Below are 24,013 nucleotides of genomic sequence, written 5' to 3' on the forward strand. Positions count from 1 at the left end.
AGACTGTCCCCGGCTGAAATCCTCGACAGTCGCTGATATGGGCAAATATTATCGTTGAATCTTTCCCTAAGTAAGCTACCAAAATATGTGCCCTGAGGGAAGCACATGGGCGGATTACCCAGAGGCGATCGCCTACCGTTGTGGACTAGAAATTCTTCCCCAGTCAATGAAAGTTGGGTAGGAAGAACTCATCCCAATAGGGACAAGTTGACCAAGGCAAAACTGGGTTACACCTGAGTTATAAGATGGGCAGCGAGAGACTCGAACTCTCACGACCGAAGTCGCCACATTTTGAGTGTGGTGCGTCTACCAATTCCGCCAGCCGCCCTTATTTTCTTCGGTGTTCAGATTATACGCATTTTTGCGGCCCTTGAGCAAGTTTTGATAGGTTTGGGAATCACTCCAACGATCAATTTCCCTGGCCCGGAGTACCGGCACCGGATGGGTCAGGTTTTGGGTCTGCATATTCTTCAGCATGGCCCCCATTTCATCTTCCCCCAGGCGATCGTATTCCCGGGCTTGGTCAATGAAAGCATCCAAGTTTAGTAAAGGAGCCAATTGGGGAGAACCACCGGCCAACTTCATCAGCACCGACATCACCACTTTCGGGTCTTGCACCGCCAACAGGGCTGCCCGGTCACAGCTAAATTCAGCACAGCGCACCCACTCCAACATCTGGGACTGGAGGGATTGGGTCAACACTGCTCCCCAGTTGGGAATTAGTCCCGCCGCCAACACCATAATGTTAGCTAAGGTTAAATACACCCCATGTTCACATTTGAGGTGTCCCAACTCATGGGCCATCACCGCTTGAATTTCCGCCGGAGTCAACATATCCACCAGGGAAGTGTGCATCACCATGAAAGGCTTTTTACCTCGCATGGCAAAAGTGTAGGCATTGGGTTGGGGATTTTGTTGAATGTAGAGTTCCGGCGCTTCCAGGTCGAGAGTTTTACAAGCATCCAAAAGCAGTTGATGGAGATGGGGCAATTGTTTTTCCCCCACCCGGACACTGGCCGCCAAATTATTGAGGGCAAAAAACTGTTCTGCCACAGATCCCAACAGTCCCCGCACCATCAGGTCTAGGCCGGGGATTTGCTTCAAGTTAGTGGTGGCCATTTGGTCTAAAGGATGGCGGAAATGGTCTGCCTTTAATCCCACCAGAGGAATGGAGTTGCTCATGAATTCTGACATTTTTAAAATTCGGCCTAACTTCACTGTTCAAATTCTATTGTTTTCCGAGCGGGAGGGCATTATGGCAGCAACTATTAACCAGGGCCCCCGGGCAACATCAAAGGGCGGGTTTGAGCAACTCACCCAATCTCTAAATTTTGGGAAAATTAGAGAAAACTCTCCCTTTGCCTTGAAATTTGGGAGACAAACTGAGAATTTTGCAAACAAACCCTAAGCGCCATTTCACCCGGCGATCGCCTGAGGCTAAAGTCGGCCCGAAGACGGCGCTCAAAATTGTCCATCCCGGTGGTGGTCTTGCCCCCTTTGTCCAACACGTACTGTATAATTGAGAGTCTGTATCCTGGCTTGTACGGTAAGTAACAGGAGGCACGCATATTCACTAAACGGAGACTAAGGGATTAGGACTTAAAACTTACATGGTCAGTCAAACTTCTACAGCAACTATTGGATTCACTCTCGAGGACTTTGCCGCCCTTCTTGACAAGTACGATTATCACTTTAGTCCTGGGGACATTGTCGCTGGGACCGTTTTTAGCATGGAGTCCCGGGGGGCTCTGATTGACATTGGGGCGAAAACCGCCGCCTACATTCCCATTCAGGAAATGTCGATCAACCGTGTGGATGACCCTGAAGAGGTGCTCCAGCCCAATGAAACCCGGGAATTTTTCATTCTGACCGATGAAAACGAAGATGGTCAGCTCACCCTCTCCATCCGCCGCATTGAATATATGCGGGCTTGGGAACGGGTCAGACAACTCCAGGCAGAAGATGCCACGGTGCGCTCCAATGTTTTTGCCACAAACCGTGGTGGTGCCTTAGTTAGAATTGAAGGATTGCGGGGCTTTATTCCCGGCTCCCACATCAGCGCTCGGGAAGCGAAAGAGGATCTAGTAGGGGAAGATCTGCCCCTGAAGTTTTTGGAAGTGGACGAAGAGCGTAATCGCCTCGTGCTCAGCCACCGTCGGGCTCTGGTAGAGCGGAAGATGAACGGTTTAGAAGTGGCCCAGGTAGTGGTGGGTTCCGTCCGGGGCATCAAACCCTACGGTGCTTTCATCGATATCGGCGGTGTCAGCGGTCTATTGCACATTTCTGAGATTTCCCACGACCACATTGATACTCCCCACAGCGTCTTCAATGTCAACGATGAAATCAAGGTGATGATTATTGACCTGGATGCGGAACGGGGTCGGATTTCCCTTTCCACCAAGCAATTGGAGCCGGAGCCCGGTGCCATGCTGAAAGACCGGGATCTTGTCAACGAAAAAGCGGACGAAATGGCGGAAATTTTCCGGCAAAAACGTTTAGCAGAAGCCCAGGGCATTCCCTATGAGCCCCCCACTTCCGTTGATGACACCGATGATGAGGAAGATGAGTCCCTGGCTGTCAGCGCTGTGGATGAATAATAAACAATTGGCTGCCTAATGCTTGCACAGTTAGGCTGGGCCTGAATTTATAGATCCAATCAGATCAATCCCAATAGTGATCGCCAAATTTCCCTGAGCAGCTTAAAGCTCAGGGTTTTTTCTTGCCATTTTGAAAACTATCAGCAATTACCACTGAAGAATCTACAGAGGTTGAGGCTTTGTTTTTATTATCGGAACAACATTAATCAATTTCGGACGGCCACCGTTCCTCCAGTTGACCAGCATTAACTTTGAGAATCTGGGCCGATCGCCGCCAGCGGTCATCAAAACGACCTAAATGGGTGGTGGTGATCAGGGTTTGAAAACGATCCTCAATGGCCATTAACAATTGCCCCTGGCGATCGAGGTCTAATTCCGCCAAGACATCGTCTAATAACAACAGGGGTGGTTCTCCAATAACCGTTTCAATCAAGCTCAATTCCGCCAATTTTAATGCTAGGACTAGAGTTCTTTGCTGTCCCTGGGAGCCATAGGTTCTAGCGGGAGTGTCGTCGAGGACAAACCCCACTTCGTCCCGATGGGGCCCCACCACCGTTGCCCCCAGATGTAATTCTGCCGATCGCCGTTGGGCTAATCTTTCTAAAAAAGCCTGGTGCACGACTTCCGGATCATCTCCCACCCAGGTGACATTGGGTTGATAGGTCACGGTGAGGGTTTCATTGCCACCGCTAATGCGCCTGTGCCATTCCTGGGCCAAAGGAGCAAGACGGGCTAAACCCCTCGCTCGACGGCGGGCCACCCTAGTTCCCATTTCCACCAACTGCTGGTCCCAGAGTGCCAAAGAAGCTGTCGACTCTTCCCCCAAAGCTAGTCCCGTTTCCCATTGTTGTCGTAGGCTTTTTAGTAGAGCATTTCTTTGCTTAACAATGTGCTGGTACTGCCCCAACAGATGGGCATAGAGGGGTTCTAGCTGGGTTAACAAAGTATCTAGCCATTGACGGCGACAATCGGGCGCTCCCCGGACTAAATCCAAATCTAAACAGGAAAATTCCACCGCATTTAAACAGCCTAAAAAATCCAACTGACGACGACATTGATTTTGGTTAATGCGTAGGTTGCGCCGCCCCGATCGCCGTAGGTCAATTTCTAACTCTGCCACACTGTATTGCCTTTCCAGTAAGGCTTTAATTTGCCCATTGGCCGCCCCGTCTAGCACCAATTCCTGATCCCGACTAGTGCGATGGCTTTTGAGCGTTGCCAACAGTTCCACCGCTTCCAATAAGTTAGATTTCCCCTGGGCATTATTGCCCACCAAAATGGTTTTTTGAGCAGAAAATTCCACCTCTTCTTCGAGGTAATTGCGAAAGGCCCGTAAATAGAGTTTTTTCAGGTACATTTTCCAACTAAACGGGGCAAAAATTGGCAATATTTTTTAGCTTAGGAAGCAAACTGTTGGGCATGGAAACGGGCATAACGACCTTGATGCTCCATTAACTCCTGATGGCTACCCATTTCGACAATTTCCCCCCTTTCCAACACCACAATCCGGGTGGCTTTACGCACGGTGGCTAAACGGTGGGCAATGACAAACACAGTTCTTTCTTGGACAATACGCTCCAAGGCTTCCTGCACCAAAGCTTCCGACTCCGAATCAAGGGCAGAAGTCGCTTCGTCCAAAATTAAAATGCTGGGGTTTCTTAAAACCGCCCTGGCAATGGCAATACGCTGACGTTGGCCGCCCGAAAGGGTAACCCCCCGTTCCCCCACATAGGTATAATACCCTTGACTTAATTCAGTGATAAATTGGTGGGCATTGGCAATGCGGGCTGCTTCCTCAATTGCTGTCAAATCTAAATCAGTTTTGCCGAACGCAATATTTTGGGCGATCGTGCCGGAAAAAAGGATATTTTCTTGGGGCACAATGGCAATTTGTTCCCGCAAACTTTTCAACGTAATGCTATCAATGGCATGGCCGTCAATACGTAAACAGCCGCTAGTCACGTTATGGAGTCGCATCAACAAGTTTACCAGGGTGCTTTTGCCTGCCCCCGAAGCCCCCACCAAAGCGATCATTTCCCCCGGCTGGGCTTGTAAATTAATCCCTTTTAAGACCGGTTTATCTTCTAGATAGGCAAAGTCCACATGGTCATAATCCACCGCTCCTTGGAGATGGTCAATGGCGATCGCCGTGGGGCTATCTTCCACCGAAGGTTGCAGGTCGAAAATTTCAAAAATGCGGTCAACGGAGGCTTCTCCCTGTTTGAACAAATTGTAATTGCTGGTGATGTGACTAATGGGGTCAATCAACATTGCTACCCCGGTGACGTAGCTAATAAATTCAATGCCAGTTAAATTACCGAGGGAAATTTGCCAAGCCGCCAGGCAAAATAAAACCACCACCCCCATGGCTTCTAAAAAACCCACTACGACAAACTGTAACGCCTTCATCCGTTCGGCCAAAAACTGCGATCGCCGATGTTGTTGGGCCTCTTCCCGGAATAAATCTAACTGATAATCTTCTGCGGCAAAGGCTTTAACTAAACGGATGGCCCCCAACGTTTCCGTCAACAAAGAAGACAGATTAGAAATGCGAGTCTGGCTACGGCGACTAAACTTTAATAACTGTTCTCCAAAAAAGCCAATTAGCACCGCCATTAAGGGAGCAATTACCAATACCGCACAGGTCAGGGCCCAGTTGAGATAGAACATGTAACCAAACACCACCACCAGTTGCAACGCCGAAGGGACAAAATCGTGGAATAACTTATTCACCACTTCCCCAATGCGGTCAATGTCCTCCGTCAGCCGGTAGGACAAATCCCCCGTTTTTGCTTCTTCAAAATAGCTCAGGCTTAGCCGTTGCAGATGGGCATAGGTCTGTTCCCGCAGGGTTAACGCCATATTGAGGGCAGCCTTGGCCATGAGGGTATCCTGCCCATACTGGGCCATGCCCCGCACCAGAAAAATCCCCGCTGCGACCCCCGCCATGATTAAAATGGAGCGCACATCCCCGGCACCGATATATTTGGCCATGCGCCCCACCAACCAGGCTAGGATGGGCCAAAAAACAGTGAATAGCAGAGTACAGAGAAAAGCCAGCCCAATAGTCCGCCGATGGGGACGAATATAGGGGATTAACAGCCAGTAGCGGGATTTAAGGGAAGATTTTTTCTGCAAAGGACTAAATTACGTCGGGGAAAGAACCCCGTTGATTCTACCAAAATGTTACTGTTCCAGGGGGTGGGGAATGGGAACTCCATTGGGATGATGCTTCCCATTCTCGCCCTGTTACTGGGTCCCTAATTATTCCCTATCCTTTGGACACCGGGGGCAATGCACCGGAATAAATCAGTCCTTTTTGGGCATCGATGGTGACAATGGCTCCATCTCGAATCTTTTGGGTAGCGCCTTTAAAACCCACAATGACCGGCACCCCCAGCCGCAAACCAATAATGGCCGCATGGCTAGTCAGGCTTTCTTCTTCGGTGATAATGCCCGCCGCCCGTCGCATCATGTCCACACAATCAGCGTTGGTAGAGGGAACTACTAAAATTTCTCCCTGGGTAAATTGGGCGATCGCCTGGGGACGACTGGCAACCCTGGCCCGGCCACTTACAGCTCCTTGGCCAATACCCACACCCCGACCAAGAATGGCCTTGACCACTTCCACTTTGATTAAATCCGTCGAACCGGCCACTCCCTGCAATGTCCCGGCGGTCATCACCACCAAATCTCCATCCCGGAGAAAATGGTTTTCCTGGGCCACGTTAATGGCGGCTTGGAACGTTTGGCTGGTGGAAGGTAAATCTAATACCAACAGGGGCTTAACTCCCCACACCAACTGCAACTGACGGGACACATCCACATGGGGCGTAACGGCCAGAATGGGGGTTTTGGGGCGGAACTTTGACACATGGCGGGCGGTGGATCCGGTCTTAGTCAAAGACATAATAGCCGCCGCGTTGAGGGTTTCCGCAATCTGGCTAACGGCGCTGGAAATAGCATTGGGAATAGAAGTGCGACTGGCTTCCGCTTGGGAAGGATTGATATCTTCCTGTTCAATGCGCTCCGCAATTTTGGCCATAATAGCCACTGCTTCCACGGGAAATTTACCGATCGCCGTTTCGTTGGAGAGCATCACCGCATCGGTACCATCGAGGATGGCATTGGCCACGTCGGAAACTTCAGCCCTAGTAGGTCGGGGGCTGTTGACCATACTGTCCAACATTTGGGTAGCAGTAATGACAGGAATGCCCAACCGGTTAGCAGTGGCAATGAGTTTCTTTTGCAAAATAGGTACATCTTCTGCGGGTAGTTCTACCCCCAAGTCCCCCCGGGCCACCATGACACCGTCACATTTTTCCAGCACCGCCTGCATATCTTTAATCGCTTCGTGCTTCTCAATTTTGGCGATTACCGGCACGGATTTCCCTGCCGCCGCAATTAACCCCTTAATCTCATCAATATCCTGGGGATTACGGACAAAACTCAGGGCCACCCAGTCCACCCCTTGGTCCAGCCCAAACATCAAATCTTCCTTATCTTTGTCCGTCATGGCCTTAACGGAAAGGCAGACCCCGGGAAAGTTAACTCCTTTGTTGCTGGAAAGGGTTCCCCCCACAATTACCCGACAGTGGAGATCCCTGGCGACAGTATCCACTTCCTCCACCAACATTTCCAGTTTGCCGTCGTCGAGCAAAATCCTTGCCCCAGCGGGGACTTCATCGGCCAAATATTCGTAGCTAATGGAACTAATGGTTTCCGTACATTCCACCGGGCGACTGGTGAGGGTATAGGGATCGCCGTTTTTCAGTTGCACAGAGCCAGCATCATTGAGAAATTTGCCCACTCGAATTTTGGGTCCCTGTAAATCCTGGAGAATTCCCACTGGTTGGTTCAGTTCAAAGGCAATCTGGCGAATTAAACGGATACTTTGTTGGTGGTAAGCGTGGTCTCCGTGGGAAAAATTGAGGCGGAAAGTGGTGGCACCGGCTTGGATCAGTTGTCTCAGCACTTCCTTGCTTTGGGTCGCGGGACCAATGGTAGCGACGATTTTGGTACGACGGGGAAGGGGAGACGTTTGCATAATGGGCTGAAATTAGGGGCAGTTAAATATAATAGTTAAGGCCGTCTGCTTTTAAGCGGTGTTAGCGAAATATCCCCATTATCCGCCACGATCGCCGTTTCAGTTGCATCGGCTTACAGGGCCAACGATGGTAGGCTGGGCTGTGGGCAATTTTTCCCAATAGTCTGCACAGTTTGATGGGTTTGCTATGAATGCTTCCGCTCAGTTGACGTTGTTAAAGGATTACAGTCGTTTGGAAATCCGTATTCCCCAGAATGACCAGGAAAGGGAAGATTTACGCCAAGCCATTCTCTGGATTTGTGGCCAGAGTGAAGCGGAAAATTTTGGCATTTGTGCTGACGACCAAGCCAGTGCAGAAAATGCTTTGGGGCAATATCTAAGGGGGTTGGATTACGGAGAGGCGATCGCCATGGAACCAGGTAAAACCATTGAAGGGCCAGTGTATCTGAAATGCCAGAGCCAATCCCTGCGCTTTTATCTCGACAGTTATGACGGGGATTATCGGGGAGTATTGATTTCCTGCCAGGCGGAGGATGACACCTTAGCGGGAACCTACGGTTATTTTCCGCTGGATTTGTTTGCCGGTTAAGTTGGATTTAGGAACCCTGGCAACACTCCCATCCCCAAGAATTTGTTTGAAAAGTTTTATTTTGCTCCCTAAATTTCCTCACTAAAGCTCCGGCAATACTGGGGGAATTTTACTTAACTTACCCCCAAACTTGGGGGCCAGGGGGGCTTTTGAAACACGCTCTAAAGGTGAGTTACTGAGTCTACTTGCCCGTCATTGTTGAAACTGTTCCTCACTTTTCTCGCTGGGGAGGGAAGCTCTAATCAAATAAACGGAAATAGGGATAGCGCTTGGGAATACCCTTTTCCTTTTCCAGATCAAAGTTAATTACCTGCCAACAATCGTCCGCTGTACCTGGGGCACTGAATTCCACTGGTAAACCGTAAAGACGAGGCAGAGGACTATCCTTATCTTCGGGATTGCGCCAGCTACCTTGCCGTTGCAGATAAACGCTGACTAGATCGTAGTAACGGTGGGCGATGATGACCTTGGTGGCCCGGTAACCTTCCGTGTAGAGCCGGTCCAAGGCTTCGTGAATTTCAAAGCGGATACCGTCGGGGTGGGTGTGTTGCCGGTACCATTCCCCCTGCCATAGCCGCCAGTGGCGACCCGATTGCAAATGGACTAAATCCTCTGTGTCGGGGTTAACTTCAAAGGCTCCATGGCGATTACAAAGGTAAGTGTCCGTCAGGGTCAAGGCCGGAATAGTTTGCCGACAGTGGGGGCACTGGATTTCTGGGCCGAAAAGGGGATACTGTAAACCGAGATTTTGCATGGAAAACCGTTGAAATGGGCGGTTAAAGCAGAGGCCCCCACATTATAACCAAGGGATCTTTTCCTGGGTTTCTGGCTTAAACTGAGGCTGACCATCATTTTTCTCCCCCGGCGATCGCCTATGTTAGACGCCCTTGACCTTTCCCTCAACCTGGACAAACAGAGTTACAAGGAACAGTTGGAAGATTTAATGCAACAGTTGCGGAGTCTACAACAGTCCTGTTGGGAAGAAAAAATTCCAGTGATTATTGTTTTGGAAGGTTGGGCCGCCGCCGGTAAGGGTACATTGCTGAAGAAAATTGTTAACTATATGGACCCGAGGGGATTTTCCGTTAATCCCATCTTTGCGGCCAATGAACAGGAGAGGATGTATCCCTTTCTTTGGCGTTTTTGGCAAAAGCTTCCCCCCAAGGGGAGTTTAGGCTTTTTCTATCATAGTTGGTACACCAATTGTCTAGAGGAGCGGTTATTTGGTCGTATTCCTGCCGTCCAGGCTCCCTTAGTAATGCGGGATATCAACGCTTTTGAGCGTCAGTTAGTGGAAGACGGAGCGGCGATCGCCAAATTTTGGGTACATATTAGTCAAAAAGAATTGAAAAAACGTCTGAAAAAATACGAAGCTGATGAGCTAGAAATGTGGCGGGTGCGGCCAGAAGATTGGCAACAGGAAAAACGCTACCAGGAATACTCCAGCCTGGTAGAGGAGATGCTCACCTACACCAGCACTGGCTATGGTCCCTGGACTCTGGTGGAAGGGGATTGTGAACGGTGGTCCAGGGTAAAAGTACTTTCCCAACTGGTGGCGGTAATCGTCCAAGCCCTAGACCAAAAACGGGCCAAGGCCAACGCCAAAATTGAACCAATCCCTCCCCAAAAGGAATTGCTCCCCACTGAGCCTAACTTCCTGGCCAAAGTGGATTTGAGTGTGCAGCTGAGTAAGGATGACTACCGGCAACGGTTGCGGGATAGCCAAATTGAATTGCGTAAACTACAGGCGAAGATTTACCAAGAAAAAGTGCCAGTAATTGCCCTGTTTGAAGGTTGGGATGCCGCCGGAAAGGGGGGAGCGATCAAGCGTTTAACCGACACCCTGGACCCCCGCAGTTACCAGGTCAACACCTTTGCCGCCCCCACGGAGGAAGAAGCCCAATTCCATTACCTCTGGCGTTTTTGGCGTCGTATTCCCCCTGGAGGGAAAATTAGTATTTTTGACCGAAGTTGGTACGGTCGGGTGATGGTGGAAAGAGTAGAAGGTTTTGCGAGGGAAAAGGAATGGTTACGGGCTTACCGGGAAATCAATGAGTTGGAGGCGGAATTGACAGCGGAAGGCTATGTGGTGGTGAAATTTTTCCTCCATATCAGCCCTGAAGAGCAATTGGCCCGGTTTGAAGAACGACAAAATAATCCCTTCAAGCAATATAAACTCACCGATGAAGACTGGCGCAATCGAGAGAAATGGCCTCTCTATGACGTTGCAGTGAACCAGATGATTGCCCGCACCAACACCCCCGCCGCTCCCTGGACAGTGGTGCCTGCCAACGATAAATATTTCGCTCGGGTGCAAGTGATTCAAACGGTGGTAGATGCGGTAAAAATGGAACTCAAACGCCGGGGCAAGGACTGACCTCCTCCTGGCACCTCTGCCCACCGTGATAAAATGCCCTTTAATTTGATCCAGACCCCTAACCCCATATTGCCGTGGTTCTAGCATCTTCCCGTCCCCCTTCCCCCACCAATTCCCCGGCCGATCGCCAGGGGACTCTGCAAGCCTGGTTAACAGGTCTCAGTCAGCGCATTATTGACGGCGATCGCCTAACCAGGGAAGAAGCATTACAGTTGGCGGCGATCGAGGGAGAAGAGAATATTCTGTTGCTCTGTGAAGCGGCCAATAATATTCGGGAAGCCTGCTGTGGCAATGTGGTGGATCTGTGTAGCATCATCAATGTTAAATCTGGTAACTGCTCGGAAAACTGCGGCTTTTGCTCCCAATCTAGTCACCATCCCGACCCCGATTCCCCCATTTACGGTCTGAAAACGGAAGCGGAAATTTTAGAACAGGCCAGGGCGGCAGCGGCGGCGGGAGCTAAACGCTTTTGCTTAGTTAGTCAGGGTCGGGGCCCCAAATACCATAGCCCCAAGGATCGAGAATTTGAGCAGATCCTGGCCACAGTGCGGCAAATTATCCAGGAAACCAACATCAAACCCTGCTGTGCGTTGGGGGAAGTGACCCCGGAACAGGCCCAACAGTTGAGGGAAGCTGGGGTGACTCGTTATAACCATAATCTGGAAGCATCTGCTAACTATTACGACAAAGTTGTCACTACCCACACCTGGCAAGACCGGGTAGATACAGTCAAAAATCTCAAAGCGGCCGGCATTCAAGCTTGCACCGGCGGCATTTTGGGTATGGGAGAAAGCTGGGAGGATCGGATTGATTTGGCGTTGGCTCTGCGGGAACTGGAAGTGGAATCCGTGCCCCTGAATCTACTCAATCCCCGCCCCGGTACTCCTTTGGGGGAACAACAAAAGTTAAATCCCTACGATGCCCTCAAGGCGATCGCCATTTTCCGGTTTATTTTGCCCCAACAAATTATTCGCTATGCTGGGGGCCGGGAAGCGGTGATGGGAGAATTACAGGATTTAGGGCTAAAAGCGGGCATTAACGCTATGCTAGTGGGCCATTATTTAACTACCCTGGGCCAGCCTCCCGAACAGGATCAAAAATTATTGGCATCCCTTGGCCTCGAAGGGGGAGAGGCCCCTATCCCCGGTGAATACCAATCCTGAATCTGACCTGGACCTTGTGACGGAGGAGATTGAACTCCCCAAGCCTTCCCTGCTGGCAGAAGTCCTGTTGGCGATCGCCGGACTGCTGTTGACTGTTTTTTGTACGTTCGTGCAAGTATTTGCCACCAATCCCCCTTGGCAATGGTGGGAGGATGGCATTTATTCCAATCCCCTGGGCACAACCTACCAGGTGGGGGCCGTATTGCTCACTGCCTGTTTGGGAGGGGCTAGGGCCGGGGCGATCGCCCAGTTAGGTTACATTATGCTGGGCCTAGCTTGGTTGCCAATTTTTGCCCATGGCGGCGGCTGGGACTACTGGCAACAGCCCACCTTTGGCTACCTATTAGGTTTCATTCCGGGAGCTTGGGTCTGTGGTTGGTTAGCCTACCGTTCCCAAACCAAAATTGAAACCCTGGCCCTAGGTTGCCTAGCCGGTTTGGGAGTCATCCACGGTGCGGGTATAGTTTATCTAGGCATGATGGCTGTGTTGAAACTGGGTAATCCCCCCATTCTGCCCCTGGCAGACCTGCCCCAAGCTTTGCTGACTTTTTCCCTCATGGCATTGCCCGGCCAGATTATTCTGGTCTGTCTGACTGCTGTGCTGGCCTACTTTTTGCGGAGAATCCTGTTTTATTGATGGCCCGGTCTTTTTCCCTCGCTAAAAACCCCCTCTTCTGGCAAGTGGCGATCGCCGGCATTATCCTGGATCAGCTCAGTAAACTTTGGGTGAGTCAGGCCATGGACCCCGTGGGCACCACTTGGCCGTTGTGGTCTGGAGTGTTCCATTTCACCTATGTGCTCAATACCGGGGCAGCGTTCAGTGCTTTTCGAGGCGGGGCTGGCTGGTTAAAATGGCTTTCCCTCGCAGTAAGCGTCGGCCTAATTATCTTTGCCGGCAAAGTTCCCCTCCGCAAGTTAGAACAGTTGGGTTACGGTTGCATTCTGGCGGGGGCGGTGGGCAATGGCATTGACCGTTTTTTATTCGGTCATGTAATCGACTTTTTGGATTTTCGCCTGATTAATTTCCCCATTTTCAACCTGGCCGATGTTTCCATTAACATTGGCATTGCCGCCCTACTCTGGGCCAGTTTTTTCCCAGTTTCCTCCCGCAAAGTAGATTAAAATTTAAAGGCGATCATAAAGCGGAGTGAAGTTAAAGAGCGAAGTTTGAACGTGTTGCTCATCCAAAAATTACTAACTGTGCTCCTAGTTTATCCACGTTCATTATTTGTTATTGTCTTGTGCCTAGTAGTTCGTAACCAATTAAGATAGATGGATTTAATGATTCGAATTGCCACTTGGGTACTCGTTCTTTATTTGTTTTATATATTTCCATAAGCTCATCTAAATCCGAAGGTTGTTCAATTCCTAAAATACACTTCATTTTGTCAAAGTAGCATTTTGAAGAAGCCCTAGCAAAAATCTCAAATGCGCTATGGAAGTTACCAACATATAATAATGTGTGTGGAAACCATCGACGATAAAAATCCGCTTGTTGAATTTCAGTTCTCATAAATAGTATGAAATCAGCTTGCATTAGATACCTAAATTCAATCCCTGAATGCTCACTTCTTTGCTTAAGTAAATCAGCATGCAAAGATACTCGATTTAGTTTGAGCCTATTATTTCTGCGGTCCAATGATTGCAAATACGCCCGAAAAACTTTGTAATCGACCATCGCATCCCTGCCATAATCTGATTTGCCTGCCACATAATACTGCTCCTTTAATAAAGAGTTTAACTCGAAAAATCTTTCGTATTTAGCCAGAATGGCAACAAAATAAAGGAATAGCTCATGAATTATGAATTTGAAATTATCAAAATCGTAATCACTCCAACTATTAATATTTTGAGGCCGATTCATATATGGAATTAAAGACTCAAAGAATCGATGAATTTTTAAAATATTGTTTTCGGTTGGTGCGTATTGAGCAAGCGTAATAAACAAGGTTATCACTTCATTTTTGTAGGGAAGAAATTTATCTATGCTATCAATAACTTGATCATCAAATTCACCATTTTTCTCTGTAATCCTAAATTTTTCAAGATTACTTACAAATGTCGATAAATATTCTTCGAGCGCACCAGAAGCATAGGGTTTATTTTCTTTAACAGCAGATATAACTCTTTTATAAGCTACTGTTGTTCCTAGCGTTATTCCATCTGACTCATCTAAAAACGACGGACGCTTCCCTATTTCAGGCCTTTTGTATAGCGGCTTGTCATATATCCAGCGTAATAATTTTTCAAAATTGTCACTGTAGTTATCAGCTTCACTTAGATCAATGTATATACGTGACTTGTAGTATGTAGGCAAGTAAGCTTTTCCTGTCTCATCTTTTTTGGAAATTATTGCTACAAACTTATCTTGCCCCTGGTTTTCGTAAACTTCACGCGAAATAATTTGTGTTTCCGTACCAACTCCCCCAGATCGACCATCTGCCTTGGATGCGTAAACCTCATCGCAAATAATTGCTACCTTTGATATTTCAGGATCTGTAACCATTTTTTCCATAAAAGCTACTGAATCATGACCTTCTTTTAAATCCCATTTATCGAGAATCACATGAACGCCAGATTCGGCTAGATCGTTGGCTAAATTGAGCACCCACTCTTCATGAGTAGAATTTGACCAACTATAAGATATAAATAATTTTGGATTTTCCATTTACTGCAAATTCCTTAAATCAGCATCACCAAGGATTATACCGAAGTTTTTTTGCATTGTTTTCATGGATTGCGCTCGCAAGAGGTCGTCGCACATCGTTCCCAAATGAAATGAGGATAAAAAATATCCACATAACTTTCCCAACAGTGATCGGCAATGCTATGACTTATCAGCTTCAAGTGGGTTCAAATCCTGTGGATGAATAATTGTAATGCCTGATATACCAATAAAATCCCTTGGATTGAAGGTCAAAATATGTGTAATTTCATTTGCAAGCATAATCGCATAACGACATTGGTATCAAGCAAATATCGCGTCATTATTCGTAAATACTGTCGCGATTAAAGGCTTCGTCGGTTAAACTTGGGCTACCTTTAGCGAGTTGCGAAACCCATTCACGAAATTCTCTAGCCCTGTCGGATGGCGTTGCTTTTTGCCAAAATGGAAGAGACGATGCAACTTGTTTAGACTGAAACTCAATGAAAGCCATGAAATCAGCAATTTTTTCAACTTGCTCATCATTCAGTTCGTCTAATTTTTCTTTTAGATTTTCTCTCAGCATAGGTAGATTTTGAGAAAATAGATACTTTCCATCGTAACTGATAGGCTCTTAGCTCTTAAAACTTAAAGCTAGTCCTCAAAGCAGCTACCCAGAGGGGATCTCGGCCATTGGCGGGATTAATGCCAATCCAAAAGGCTGGGGTGAGGGAAATATTATCGTTGAATTGGTAGAGATAAAAAGTTTCCACAAACCAAGGAGCATCGGTGGTGGCAGGGGTAATATCAGGCACATTATTGTTATTGCTGATAAAGGAAGCGTAGGGGGGCTGACCCACCGATACCACGCCCACATTACCTTCCTTACCCAAATCGGGAAAAGCTAAGCTAACTTTCCAGTTCCAGATATCTGCTGTGTCCCTCTGGCGATCGCCACTTTTGGCCGTCGCATCACTGTACATACCCCAACCTTCCAAACTAAACCAGTCGGCCAACTGCCAAGTCCAAATAACGGCATAATGATTGGTGCTACTGGCGGCGTCATCAAACGGATTATCAGTGTTGGCCAAGCCGGTGTAACCCAAAGCGGAAAAACTATCGTATTGCCCCTGGGGAATGTAGTTATGGAGGTAAGAAAAAGCCACTCCAGTGTTGGCGGCGGGGACATAATTCAACTGGGCCCCTACCCCAAACTGACCGTTAAATAGTCCTTCACTTTGATTGGGGGAAAAACCCTTACCGGCGGAATAAAAACCGCCCAAACTCAGGTCATCGGTGAAACTGTAGGAAAATCCCGCTCCAGGGCCGGAATTGTCGTTGGGTAAATAAATGGGGGCGATCGCCCCGAAGAAAGACACTGCTCCATCGGTAAAGGAATTGGTGTAGGGAGCGAGGGGGTCCATGATGTCGTCCATGGTGATGCGATTACCGGCTAGCCAGATGCGGGCCCGATCGCCGACCGGGAAACTGTACTGCATTTTATTGATGTTGACATTGCCCTGTTCTTCCGTGGCGGCAAAGTTAAAATCAGTCAAATTACTGCCCCCCCGAGCCAGGAAAAAGTTGGCTGATTGTAGACGAATTAGGAGATTATCTTCCCCAGAAAAACTAGTATTAAAATTAATCCGTTGACGGAAATTGACCGTAACTTGCCCATTTTGCACAGGTTGATCCGGTGGGCCATCGGCCTGTTCACTACCGCCAACGCCAGATAAAACCCAAATGGAATCTCCCGTTAACTTAGTGGTGACGGAAAACTGGCGGTCTTCGAGGTAAGCAATGCGAGTTTCTAGGTTACCAATGCGGGTGTTATAGGCCTGTAATTCCTGTTCAAATTGTTGAGCCAAAAGCTTGAGTTTATCAATGTCTTCCCGCAAGACTGCCACATTCTCTTGGATTAAACGCTCCATCACATTCATGCAAGCATTTAAGCCTGCGGCAAACTCCCAACGACTCAATGCCCTATCGCCTCGGAAGGTTTGGTCGGGATAACCGACAATACAGCCATAGCGTTCCACCAAACTTTTTAACGCTTCATAGGCCCAGGCAGTGGGCTGCACATCCCGCAACTGATCAACACTGGTTACTTGCCCTATGGTAGCTTGCAAGCTACTAACGGAGGTTTGGGCATTGTCGTTGACAGAGAAAGTACTTCCCAAGCGCCGCCGTTGGGGGAAATTACTCTGGGTAGACGGATTATCCAAGGATTGGGCTAGGATGGGCTCCGCATTTCCTCCCCCCAAAATGGCCGTGGCTAATATGGTAATCCCCAGGGAAGATAGGCAAGCAAACTGTTTAGTGAAGTTCATTTTTTAAGTGATTTAGTTAGCGAAAAAGTCAGACGCCATATGCAAATAAAAAATAGATGGTGGGGAGATTGATCAGTTACAGATTAACTAACAAAGGGGTTAGCAAACTGACTTGATTGCTGGAGAAACTTATCAACTGCCTGGAGAAACCAAACTAAGCCGTCGCTGCTTTAGCTTTTTTCTTGGCCCGGCCAATGGGGTCCATGTAATTTTCTAGCCATTTGAAGATGAAGGAAGAAATGGTGGTGAGGAGTAAGTACACCAGGGCGACGGCAATGTACACTTCAAATGCTCGATAGGTGGTGGCCACAATTAACTGCCCTTCCCGGAATAGTTCCTGGAAGCCAATCACGGCGGTTAAACTGGTGTCTTTAATTAGGGTGATAAATTCGTTACCCAGGGGCGGCAAAATACGGCGAAAAGCTTGGGGAAAAATTACTTCCTTCATAGTCTGCCAAGGTGACATACCAAGGGATTCACAGGCCTCCCACTGGCCTTGGTCAATGGATTGGATACCACCTCGAATAATTTCTGCTAGATAAGCGGCCACATTCAAACTGAGGGCAATAATGGCCGCCGGGAACCGGTCAATGGTGATGCCCAAGCCAATTTCCTTGAACAGCGCCGGCAAACCGAAGTAGATGATGAATAGTTGCACCAACATGGGAGTACCGCGGAAAAACTCCACGTAGATGCGAAATATCAGTTGTAGAGGCTTAATATCGGAAATCAAGGCGATCGCCACTCCGGTGCCACCGATTAAACCAAAGAAAACGGAAAAGGCGGTGAGGAGAACGGTGAGTATGGAACCTTTAAAGAGATTGCGGAACAGGGTGATGAGAAAGTTATCGTTGGGGTTAGCTTGACTGCGTTCGGTCAGGCTCTGGGCCGTGCCCACTTTACCCACCAGGGAAGGGGCTACTAGGGGGAGAAAGGGGGGATTTTTTTCGCCAAACCATTTTTCATAGATGGCGTTATAGGTGCCATTTTCAATAATTTGGAATAAACCTTGGTTGAGCACTTCCCTAGTTTGATTAATTTCCCCAGGAGGAGCCAGGGGCATGGCAATGCCGTAATAATCTTCACTGCCAACATCGGCACTAATTTTGACGTTTCTCAAACCTGCGTCTTTGATGGCGTAGAGCAATACTGGGCGGTCATTGATCACTGCATCGGCGTTCCCGTTGACCAATTCCTGGAGAGCAGAGGTAATGGAATCAAAGTTGGTAACTTTAGCCCCAGGTACGTTAGTCGCTACCATCGCCCCAGTGGTACCGATCGCCACCGCTAATCTTTTCCCCTCCAAATCCTTCAGGTTTTTGATGGTGTCGTTGCCATCCTGCACGGCGATCGCCAGCACCGATTTGAAATAGGGACTGGAAAAGGAGACCGACTGGGCCCGTTCTGGGGTAATGGTAATGGCACTAATGGCCGCCCCCACCGTATTGGATTGCAAGGCGGGGATAATGCCGTCGAAGGGATAGCCTTGAATATCAACGGTGACCTGGGCCGCCTCCCCGATCGCCTGAATCAAATCCACATCAAAACCGGTTAATTGCCCCGTGGCTTCATCGGTCATTTCAAAAGGAGGAAAGGTGGGTTCCGTGGCCACAATGATGGTTTGGCGGGAAACCTGGGAAAACGCCGGTAATAACGGTATGGCGATCGCCAACAGTACTCCCAAGGCCAGCAACAGATAATAACGCCAGGTTTTGCCCCAATGGCCCAGTTTAACCATGCCCTTCACTCCTCATCGTTGGCAGTAGTTCCTTGGCATTGTCCCCCAAGGGGGATTATTGCGGCGGAGACCATCAACAAACTTAATAAACTTTTCATAATCTTGGTCAGTATTCTCGCAAAAGCAGACTAAAACAGCATTGCAGAATACAGTTTTTCTAGGTTGGGCAGTGTGGGAAGGCAAATTGAGGCAATTTTAAGACAAAAACAAACCCCCACAGAGTCCTAAAACTCTCCGGGGGAAACGCATAATCTTGAGTCTATGAAGCCTGCAACGAAGGCGATCGGTACGATCAATTGGGTCTAATCAAAGGATTAATCACCGTTGGTTAATAGGCTTAAATCAGTCTAGTTAGCCGGTACGGGCTCTTGCCGCAGGGCTTGAAAATAGTTGTCCCAAAATTGTTTTTGGGCATCGATCATCATTGTGGCCGATTTTTCCTGGGCTTCCAGGTAGCTTTTGACCATTTCCTCTTGTAATTTCAAACTGGTTTCAAAGGTATCGGTCAATTTAATTTCAGCGGTGCCTTTGGGCAGGCTTTCCATCCAAGTGCTAAAAAATTTCTTTTGCCAGTCCAGTAACTGGGTTTGGTATTCTTCAAAAAACTGGGTGTTCATAGGGCTAAAACCGCTAATATCCCTAAACGTTCAAGGGTTTAAGGGGAAGCAGGGCGGTGCAGACCACTTCCAATGAATATCGGTATCGCACGTCTCCATTATAGTGATTGGCCTTGGCCTCCCCAGGGAAAAGTCCGGGGGAATATCACCAAAGTCTGACATCTTTTGCCCCCTTCTTTTCACTAGTCAACCCTAAAAGCTGAGCTTAGAATCAGAAGCGGCGATCGCCAATGGTTATCATGGACAATTTGTTCACTACGGTGATTAGAAATTGATGGCAAAGGGCAGATTAGTTTTCTGTCACTGTGTCAACTGTCCCTAACAATGCCCGATGGGGTAGGTGTAGAGTCTTGGCAGAGACCTTACACTACTCTAAAGTTAGCATCGCTGTTGTGAGCCTGGATTGCCGGAGTAACTAATGGTGGTTATAGAGGGCGATCGGGCTTCTGTACTTTGAGCTAGCGTCGGCTAGCCTGGGTGATGTCACCCCGACTTTTTCATCAGGAACAATCAATGATTGATCAATCTACCCTAAACACTTCCCCTCAACCCACTATCACAATTGAAGATGACCGCACCGGCATGAGTGTGGCCACTTTGAAGCGGGCCTTTTTGGATAACCTTTTTTATCTACAGGGGATTGATCGTTCCCAGGCAACCCTCTACGACTACTATGTTGCCCTGGCCTATACCATCCGCGATCGCCTATTACATCGTTTCATAAAGACTGTCGCCACCTATAAACAGGAAAAAGTGAAGGTGGTCTGTTACCTGTCGGCGGAATTCCTGATGGGACGGCACTTGGGCAATAACCTGATCAACCTGGGGTTGTACGACAAAATCGACCAGGTAATGAAAGAATTTGACCTGGACTTAAACGAAATTATTGAGCAGGAACCAGACCCCGGCTTGGGCAATGGCGGCTTAGGCCGTCTAGCGGCCTGTTTCCTCGATTCCCTTGCTTCCCTAGAAGTGCCGGCGATCGGCTACGGCATCCGCTACGAGTTTGGCATTTTTCACCAGCGTATTCAGGACGGTTGGCAGGTGGAAGTGCCCGACAACTGGTTACGGTTTGGTAATCCTTGGGAAATTCCCCGGGCTGATGAGTCGGTGGAAGTAAAGCTAGGGGGCCACACGGAGATCATCCATAACGAAAAAAATCAACCCAAGGTGGTCTGGATTCCCGAAAGGACTATTCTGGCCATTCCCTACGACACTCCGGTACCTGGTTATCAAACCAATACGGTCAATCCCCTCCGACTCTGGAAGGCAGAAGCTAGTGAAGAATTTAACTTTGAAGCTTTCAATTCTGGTCTGTACGACCGGGCAGTAGCGGAAAAGATGGATGCGGAAACCATTTCCAAGGTTCTTTATCCCAACGACAATACCCCCGCTGGCCGAGAATTGCGCCTAGCCCAACAATATTTCTTTGTTTCTGCTTCCCTGCAGGATCTAATTCGGATTCATCTCCGCACCCACGCTAATCTCGATACTTTCTACGAACTCACCGCCATTCAGTTGAACGATACCCACCCCGCCGTGGCGATCGCCGAATTGATGCGCCTGTTTGTGGACCGTTATGACTACGACTGGGATAAGGCCTGGGACATCACCCAAAAAACCTTTGCCTACACCAATCACACCCTCATGCCGGAAGCCCTAGAGCGCTGGTCAGTGGATTTGTTTGCCAAACTATTGCCCCGTCATTTGGAAATTATTTACGAGATTAACCACCGCTTCCTAACGGGGTTGCAAACCTGGTTCCCCAACGACGAAGCTCTGGTGGAAAGCCTTTCTTTGATTGAAGAAAACCATGGCAAAAAAATTCGCATGGCCAACCTGGCCTGTGTGGGTAGCCACGCCATCAATGGAGTAGCCGCCCTCCACACCGAACTGCTGAAAAAAGATACCCTGCGGGACTTTGCCAAGCTCTGGCCCCAGAAGTTCTTTAACAAAACCAATGGCGTTACCCCCCGCCGCTGGATTTTGCTCAGTAATCCCGAACTATCTGCGTTGGTAACAGAAAAAATTGGCGATGGTTGGCTGAAGAACCTGGATGAAATGCGACAAATTGAAAAATTTGTTGACGATCCGGAATTTTGTCGTCGCTGGCGAGAAATTAAGCAAAATAACAAGCGTAACTTAGCGGCCTATCTGCTCAAGTATCGCAATGTTCAGATTGACGTTAACTCCCTGTTTGATGTGCAGGTAAAACGGATTCATGAATATAAGCGCCAACACCTAGCGGCCCTAGAAATTATTCACCTATATAACCGCATCAAACAAAATCCCCATACGGAAATTGTGCCCCGTACCTTCATTTTTGGGGGTAAGGCCGCTCCGGGTTATTTCATGGCCAAATTAATTATCAAATTGATCAATGCTGTGGGGGAAGTGGTCAACAACGATCCCGATGTGCGGGGAAGGCTCAAAGTTGTCTTTGTCTCTAACTTCAACGTTTCCTTGGGGCAAAGGATTTATCCCGCCGCCGACTTGTCGGAGCAAATTTCCACCGCAGGCAAGGAAGCCTCCGGTACAGGAAACATGAAATTCGCCATGAACGGTGCCCTCACCATTGGAACCCTAGATGGGGCTAATATCGAAATTCGGGAAGAGGCAGGGCCAGAAAACTTTTTCCTCTTTGGCCTTACCGCTGAACAGGTATATGCCATGAAAGAAAACGGTTACCATCCCCACACCTACTATGACAATAACTTTGATCTAAAGGCTGTGATTGACCGCATTGCCCACGGCTACTTCTCCCCCGGTAACCCGAATTTGTTCCATCCCATTGTGGAGTCCCTTCTGCACCACGATCCCTATATGCTACTGGCGGACTACCAAGCCTATGTGGACTGTCAGGATGAGGTCAGCAAAGCCTACGCCGACCAAGACCGGTGGACAAAAATGTCCATTCTCAACTCGGCCCGCATGGGTAAATTCTCCTCCGATCGCACCATTCGGGAATACTGCAAGGAAATTTGGGATGTGCCCCCGGTGAAAATTTCCCTGGATGAATACCATCCCGAATACGCCGATTTATAGTCCCAGATCGGGTTTGACTGCCCCCTGATTCTAAAGTTGGGGGGATATCTACCTCAAAATTTGCCACTAATATGGAACTCTGGTGGATTGGGGGATTGAGTCGGCTCTAGGAACAGAAAATCCCAAATCTGGTTAACACTTTTTGCCTAGGATGTCACTAGGATTGTATCGGCCATCATTTACCCCTGCGGAAAAATGGGGGGACAATGGTGGCTTAACTGTCAGCGGAGAAACTAAGTTCATGCTCTGGCCCTATAAGACCCCAGGAATTACAGATGGTCTGTTTGAACGATTACCGGGCATTCCCCTCAGCAAAAGGGAGGTACGCCTGCTGATTATTTCCGCTTTGCAATTGAAGGAGGAATCCATCATTTGGGATATTGGGGCTGGCACTGGCACCATTCCGGTGGAACTAGCCCTACTGTGTCCCCGCAGTCGTATTGTGGCGGTGGAAAGGGATGAGGAGGTGGCGGGTTTAATTCGCCGTAACTGCGAACGGTTTGGGGTAACTAATGTGACTGTCCATGAGGGCAGTGCTCCGGATTGCTTACCGCAGTTAATTGCCCACCCCACCCATATTTGTATTGAGGGAGGGCGTCCCATTAAGCAAATTTTGCAGGAAACCTGGGCCCATTTAGCTCCCGGAGGTCGTTTAGTGGCAACAGCGAATAATTTGGAAAGTCTCTATGGCATTTCTGAAACCCTGTCGGAACTCCAGGTCCGCAACGTGGAGGTGGTGCAAGCGGGGGTAAATCGTCTAGAAAAACGGGGTTTACAACAGATTTTTGCAGCGGTGGACCCTACTTTTATTTTGGCGGGAGAAAAGTTGTCTTAGTCGGGGAAATGCAAGGGAAGGCCTAGGGGTTTGCTTCTGTTCTAAAATAAAAACTAAGAAAAGGTTAACAAAGAGTAACTTTTTAGTACGAAGTTGACAATTTTCCTTATTTTTGGTCTTTTTTAACTTTACCATGCCCACCCAGCGAATTATTAGTGCAGTCATCGGTATTGCCTTGGCGTTTTCCCTACTAATTTTGGGGGGCTGGTACTTTAGCGCGGCGATCGCCTTAGTAATTTATTTAGGCCTACGGGAATATTTTCAAATGGTGCGGGCCAAGGGCATTGCCCCAGCGGCCAAGACCACCATGGTGCTGTCATTAATGTTGCTGCTGTCGGCCACGGTTACCCCCCATTTAACTGATGCATTTTTTCCTTTAACCGGGGCATTAATTTGCTTTTATCTGCTGTTTCAACCCAAAATGGCCACCATTGCCGACATTTCCACTTCGTTACTGGGCCTGTTTTATGGCGGCTATTTGCCCAGCTATTGGGTGCGACTGCGGTTGGGGGATGGAGCCGTTAACCCCATGGGTTTGCACTTGCCCCTGAATGGTTTTTGGCCGGAGTCCTGGGCCCATCCGGAAAATTTTCCCACGGGCTTACTGGTCACTATCCTTGCCTTTGCTTGCATCTGGGCGGCGGACATTGGCGCTTACATTATGGGGAAATGGTTAGGACGTACCCGTCTGTCGGACATTAGCCCGAAAAAAACCGTGGAAGGTTCCCTCTGGGGAGTAGGAGGCAGTTTGCTGGTGGGGGTATTGGGAGCTTGGTATTTGCAATGGCCCTACTGGGAAATTACCGGCGCTTTACTGGGCCTATTAATTGGCATAGTTAGCCTGCTGGGGGACTTGACGGAATCAATGATGAAACGGGATGCGGGAGTTAAGGATTCTGGGCAATTAATTCCTGGCCACGGAGGAATTTTAGACCGCACCGACAGCTACGTTTTTACCGCTCCCCTGGTCTATTACTTTGTCGTTTTACTGTTGCCTGTGTTGAATAATTTGTGACCGGAAACTCTTCTGA

The 24,013-nt window shown here is 48.6% G+C and carries 20 protein-coding genes and 1 tRNA gene; 10 read left to right on the forward strand and 11 right to left on the reverse strand.

The genetic code is table 11. The features are described 5' to 3' along the window. Positions 1-246 precede the first annotated feature (246 nt). Together BWK47_RS05290 and BWK47_RS05295 are read right to left on the reverse strand one after the other, a co-directional pair. Positions 247-328: transfer RNA gene (locus BWK47_RS05290), tRNA-Leu, on the reverse strand. Then, positions 307-1,218, reverse strand: a complete 912-nt coding sequence (locus tag BWK47_RS05295; protein ID WP_162327846.1) for a M48 family metalloprotease — start codon at positions 1,216-1,218, stop codon at positions 307-309. Before BWK47_RS05295 ends, BWK47_RS05290 begins: the two co-directional genes overlap by 22 nt. A 173-nt stretch (positions 1,219-1,391) precedes the next feature. Here BWK47_RS05295 and BWK47_RS17240 point away from each other — a divergent pair, with 173 nt between their 5' ends. Next, positions 1,392-1,523, forward strand: coding sequence for a hypothetical protein (locus BWK47_RS17240; protein ID WP_257793039.1), 132 nt, complete (start codon positions 1,392-1,394; stop codon positions 1,521-1,523). 87 nt (positions 1,524-1,610) lie between these two features. Further along, complete coding sequence (locus tag BWK47_RS05300; RefSeq protein ID WP_162327847.1) at positions 1,611-2,597, forward strand: 30S ribosomal protein S1; 987 nt, start codon at positions 1,611-1,613, stop codon at positions 2,595-2,597. A gap of 202 nt (positions 2,598-2,799) precedes the next feature. Here the strand turns inward: BWK47_RS05300 and recF are convergent, their stop codons facing one another. From recF to pyk, 3 genes are all read right to left on the reverse strand, one after another. Next, positions 2,800-3,954 carry a DNA replication/repair protein RecF gene (recF, locus tag BWK47_RS05305; RefSeq protein ID WP_162327848.1) on the reverse strand — a complete coding sequence of 385 codons (1,155 nt, stop codon included), beginning with the start codon at positions 3,952-3,954 and terminating at the stop codon, positions 2,800-2,802. A 41-nt stretch (positions 3,955-3,995) separates the two neighbouring features. Continuing rightward, positions 3,996-5,657: an ABC transporter ATP-binding protein gene (locus BWK47_RS05310; RefSeq protein ID WP_257793047.1), complete on the reverse strand. Its 1,662-nt coding sequence runs from the start codon at positions 5,655-5,657 to the stop codon at positions 3,996-3,998. Between the two features lie 211 nt (positions 5,658-5,868). After that, positions 5,869-7,644: a pyruvate kinase gene (gene pyk / locus BWK47_RS05315; RefSeq protein WP_162327850.1), complete on the reverse strand. Its 1,776-nt coding sequence runs from the start codon at positions 7,642-7,644 to the stop codon at positions 5,869-5,871. Between the two features lie 187 nt (positions 7,645-7,831). On the opposite strand from pyk, the gene BWK47_RS05320 reads away from it, so the two are divergent. Next, complete coding sequence (locus tag BWK47_RS05320) at positions 7,832-8,233, forward strand: DUF1824 family protein (protein ID WP_162327851.1); 402 nt, start codon at positions 7,832-7,834, stop codon at positions 8,231-8,233. A 238-nt stretch (positions 8,234-8,471) separates the two neighbouring features. On the opposite strand, the gene BWK47_RS05325 is transcribed toward BWK47_RS05320, so the two are convergent. Next, the gene (locus tag BWK47_RS05325; RefSeq protein ID WP_010872206.1) at positions 8,472-8,987 is read right to left on the reverse strand and encodes a TIGR02652 family protein; all 516 of its coding nucleotides are present in this window, start codon (positions 8,985-8,987) and stop codon (positions 8,472-8,474) included. Positions 8,988-9,107: 120 nt separating this feature from the next. Between BWK47_RS05325 and pap the strand changes: the two genes are divergently transcribed. The 4 genes from pap to lspA all read left to right on the forward strand — a co-directional run bounded on the left by pap (position 9,108) and on the right by lspA (position 12,895). Next, positions 9,108-10,610: a polyphosphate:AMP phosphotransferase gene (pap, locus tag BWK47_RS05330; protein ID WP_162327852.1), complete on the forward strand. Its 1,503-nt coding sequence runs from the start codon at positions 9,108-9,110 to the stop codon at positions 10,608-10,610. A gap of 74 nt (positions 10,611-10,684) precedes the next feature. Beyond that, positions 10,685-11,773 carry a biotin synthase BioB gene (gene bioB / locus BWK47_RS05335; RefSeq protein WP_162327853.1) on the forward strand — a complete coding sequence of 363 codons (1,089 nt, stop codon included), beginning with the start codon at positions 10,685-10,687 and terminating at the stop codon, positions 11,771-11,773. Next, positions 11,757-12,410, forward strand: coding sequence for a biotin transporter BioY (locus BWK47_RS05340; RefSeq protein WP_162327854.1), 654 nt, complete (start codon positions 11,757-11,759; stop codon positions 12,408-12,410). Before bioB ends, BWK47_RS05340 begins: the two co-directional genes overlap by 17 nt. After that, positions 12,410-12,895 carry a signal peptidase II gene (lspA, locus tag BWK47_RS05345; RefSeq protein WP_010872210.1) on the forward strand — a complete coding sequence of 162 codons (486 nt, stop codon included), beginning with the start codon at positions 12,410-12,412 and terminating at the stop codon, positions 12,893-12,895. The genes BWK47_RS05340 and lspA overlap by 1 nt, the downstream gene beginning before the upstream one ends. Before the next feature lie 109 nt (positions 12,896-13,004). Here the strand turns inward: lspA and BWK47_RS05350 are convergent, their stop codons facing one another. The 5 genes from BWK47_RS05350 to phaP all read right to left on the reverse strand — a co-directional run bounded on the left by BWK47_RS05350 (position 13,005) and on the right by phaP (position 19,102). Further along, the gene (locus tag BWK47_RS05350) at positions 13,005-14,441 is read right to left on the reverse strand and encodes an SEFIR domain-containing protein (RefSeq protein ID WP_162327855.1); all 1,437 of its coding nucleotides are present in this window, start codon (positions 14,439-14,441) and stop codon (positions 13,005-13,007) included. A gap of 319 nt (positions 14,442-14,760) precedes the next feature. After that, positions 14,761-15,003, reverse strand: coding sequence for a hypothetical protein (locus BWK47_RS05355; protein WP_162327856.1), 243 nt, complete (start codon positions 15,001-15,003; stop codon positions 14,761-14,763). Between the two features lie 55 nt (positions 15,004-15,058). Beyond that, positions 15,059-16,747 (reverse strand): iron uptake porin, encoded by a 1,689-nt coding sequence (locus BWK47_RS05360; RefSeq protein ID WP_162327857.1) that lies wholly within the window; start codon positions 16,745-16,747, stop codon positions 15,059-15,061. 154 nt (positions 16,748-16,901) lie between these two features. Continuing rightward, the gene (locus BWK47_RS05365; RefSeq protein WP_237269837.1) at positions 16,902-18,485 is read right to left on the reverse strand and encodes an ABC transporter permease subunit; all 1,584 of its coding nucleotides are present in this window, start codon (positions 18,483-18,485) and stop codon (positions 16,902-16,904) included. A 347-nt stretch (positions 18,486-18,832) separates the two neighbouring features. Then, positions 18,833-19,102: a phasin PhaP gene (phaP, locus tag BWK47_RS05370; RefSeq protein WP_162327859.1), complete on the reverse strand. Its 270-nt coding sequence runs from the start codon at positions 19,100-19,102 to the stop codon at positions 18,833-18,835. Between the two features lie 513 nt (positions 19,103-19,615). Between phaP and BWK47_RS05375 the strand changes: the two genes are divergently transcribed. From BWK47_RS05375 to BWK47_RS05385, 3 genes are all read left to right on the forward strand, one after another. After that, positions 19,616-22,147, forward strand: coding sequence for a glycogen/starch/alpha-glucan phosphorylase (locus BWK47_RS05375; protein ID WP_162327860.1), 2,532 nt, complete (start codon positions 19,616-19,618; stop codon positions 22,145-22,147). Between the two features lie 241 nt (positions 22,148-22,388). After that, positions 22,389-22,982, forward strand: a complete 594-nt coding sequence (cbiT, locus tag BWK47_RS05380) for a precorrin-6Y C5,15-methyltransferase subunit CbiT (protein ID WP_010872217.1) — start codon at positions 22,389-22,391, stop codon at positions 22,980-22,982. 133 nt (positions 22,983-23,115) lie between these two features. Beyond that, complete coding sequence (locus tag BWK47_RS05385; protein ID WP_010872218.1) at positions 23,116-23,997, forward strand: phosphatidate cytidylyltransferase; 882 nt, start codon at positions 23,116-23,118, stop codon at positions 23,995-23,997. Positions 23,998-24,013: the final 16 nt, after the last annotated feature.

It is taken from the genome of Synechocystis sp. CACIAM 05, assembly GCF_010222815.1.
Lineage (GTDB): Bacteria > Cyanobacteriota > Cyanobacteriia > Cyanobacteriales > Microcystaceae > Synechocystis.

Excerpts from the sequence above, each read along its gene's own strand:
- BWK47_RS05300 (WP_162327847.1), top strand. The coding sequence starts at position 1,611 with ATGGTCAGTCAAACTTCTACAGCAACTATTGGATTCACTCTCGAGGAC.
- recF (WP_162327848.1), bottom strand. The coding sequence starts at position 3,954 with ATGTACCTGAAAAAACTCTATTTACGGGCCTTTCGCAATTACCTCGAA.
- pyk (WP_162327850.1), bottom strand. The coding sequence starts at position 7,644 with ATGCAAACGTCTCCCCTTCCCCGTCGTACCAAAATCGTCGCTACCATT.
- BWK47_RS05320 (WP_162327851.1), top strand. The coding sequence starts at position 7,832 with ATGAATGCTTCCGCTCAGTTGACGTTGTTAAAGGATTACAGTCGTTTG.
- BWK47_RS05325 (WP_010872206.1), bottom strand. The coding sequence starts at position 8,987 with ATGCAAAATCTCGGTTTACAGTATCCCCTTTTCGGCCCAGAAATCCAG.
- pap (WP_162327852.1), top strand. The coding sequence starts at position 9,108 with ATGTTAGACGCCCTTGACCTTTCCCTCAACCTGGACAAACAGAGTTAC.
- lspA (WP_010872210.1), top strand. The coding sequence starts at position 12,410 with ATGGCCCGGTCTTTTTCCCTCGCTAAAAACCCCCTCTTCTGGCAAGTG.
- BWK47_RS05350 (WP_162327855.1), bottom strand. The coding sequence starts at position 14,441 with ATGGAAAATCCAAAATTATTTATATCTTATAGTTGGTCAAATTCTACT.
- BWK47_RS05355 (WP_162327856.1), bottom strand. The coding sequence starts at position 15,003 with ATGCTGAGAGAAAATCTAAAAGAAAAATTAGACGAACTGAATGATGAG.
- BWK47_RS05360 (WP_162327857.1), bottom strand. The coding sequence starts at position 16,747 with ATGAACTTCACTAAACAGTTTGCTTGCCTATCTTCCCTGGGGATTACC.
- BWK47_RS05365 (WP_237269837.1), bottom strand. The coding sequence starts at position 18,485 with ATGGTTAAACTGGGCCATTGGGGCAAAACCTGGCGTTATTATCTGTTG.
- phaP (WP_162327859.1), bottom strand. The coding sequence starts at position 19,102 with ATGAACACCCAGTTTTTTGAAGAATACCAAACCCAGTTACTGGACTGG.
- BWK47_RS05375 (WP_162327860.1), top strand. The coding sequence starts at position 19,616 with ATGATTGATCAATCTACCCTAAACACTTCCCCTCAACCCACTATCACA.
- cbiT (WP_010872217.1), top strand. The coding sequence starts at position 22,389 with ATGCTCTGGCCCTATAAGACCCCAGGAATTACAGATGGTCTGTTTGAA.
- BWK47_RS05385 (WP_010872218.1), top strand. The coding sequence starts at position 23,116 with ATGCCCACCCAGCGAATTATTAGTGCAGTCATCGGTATTGCCTTGGCG.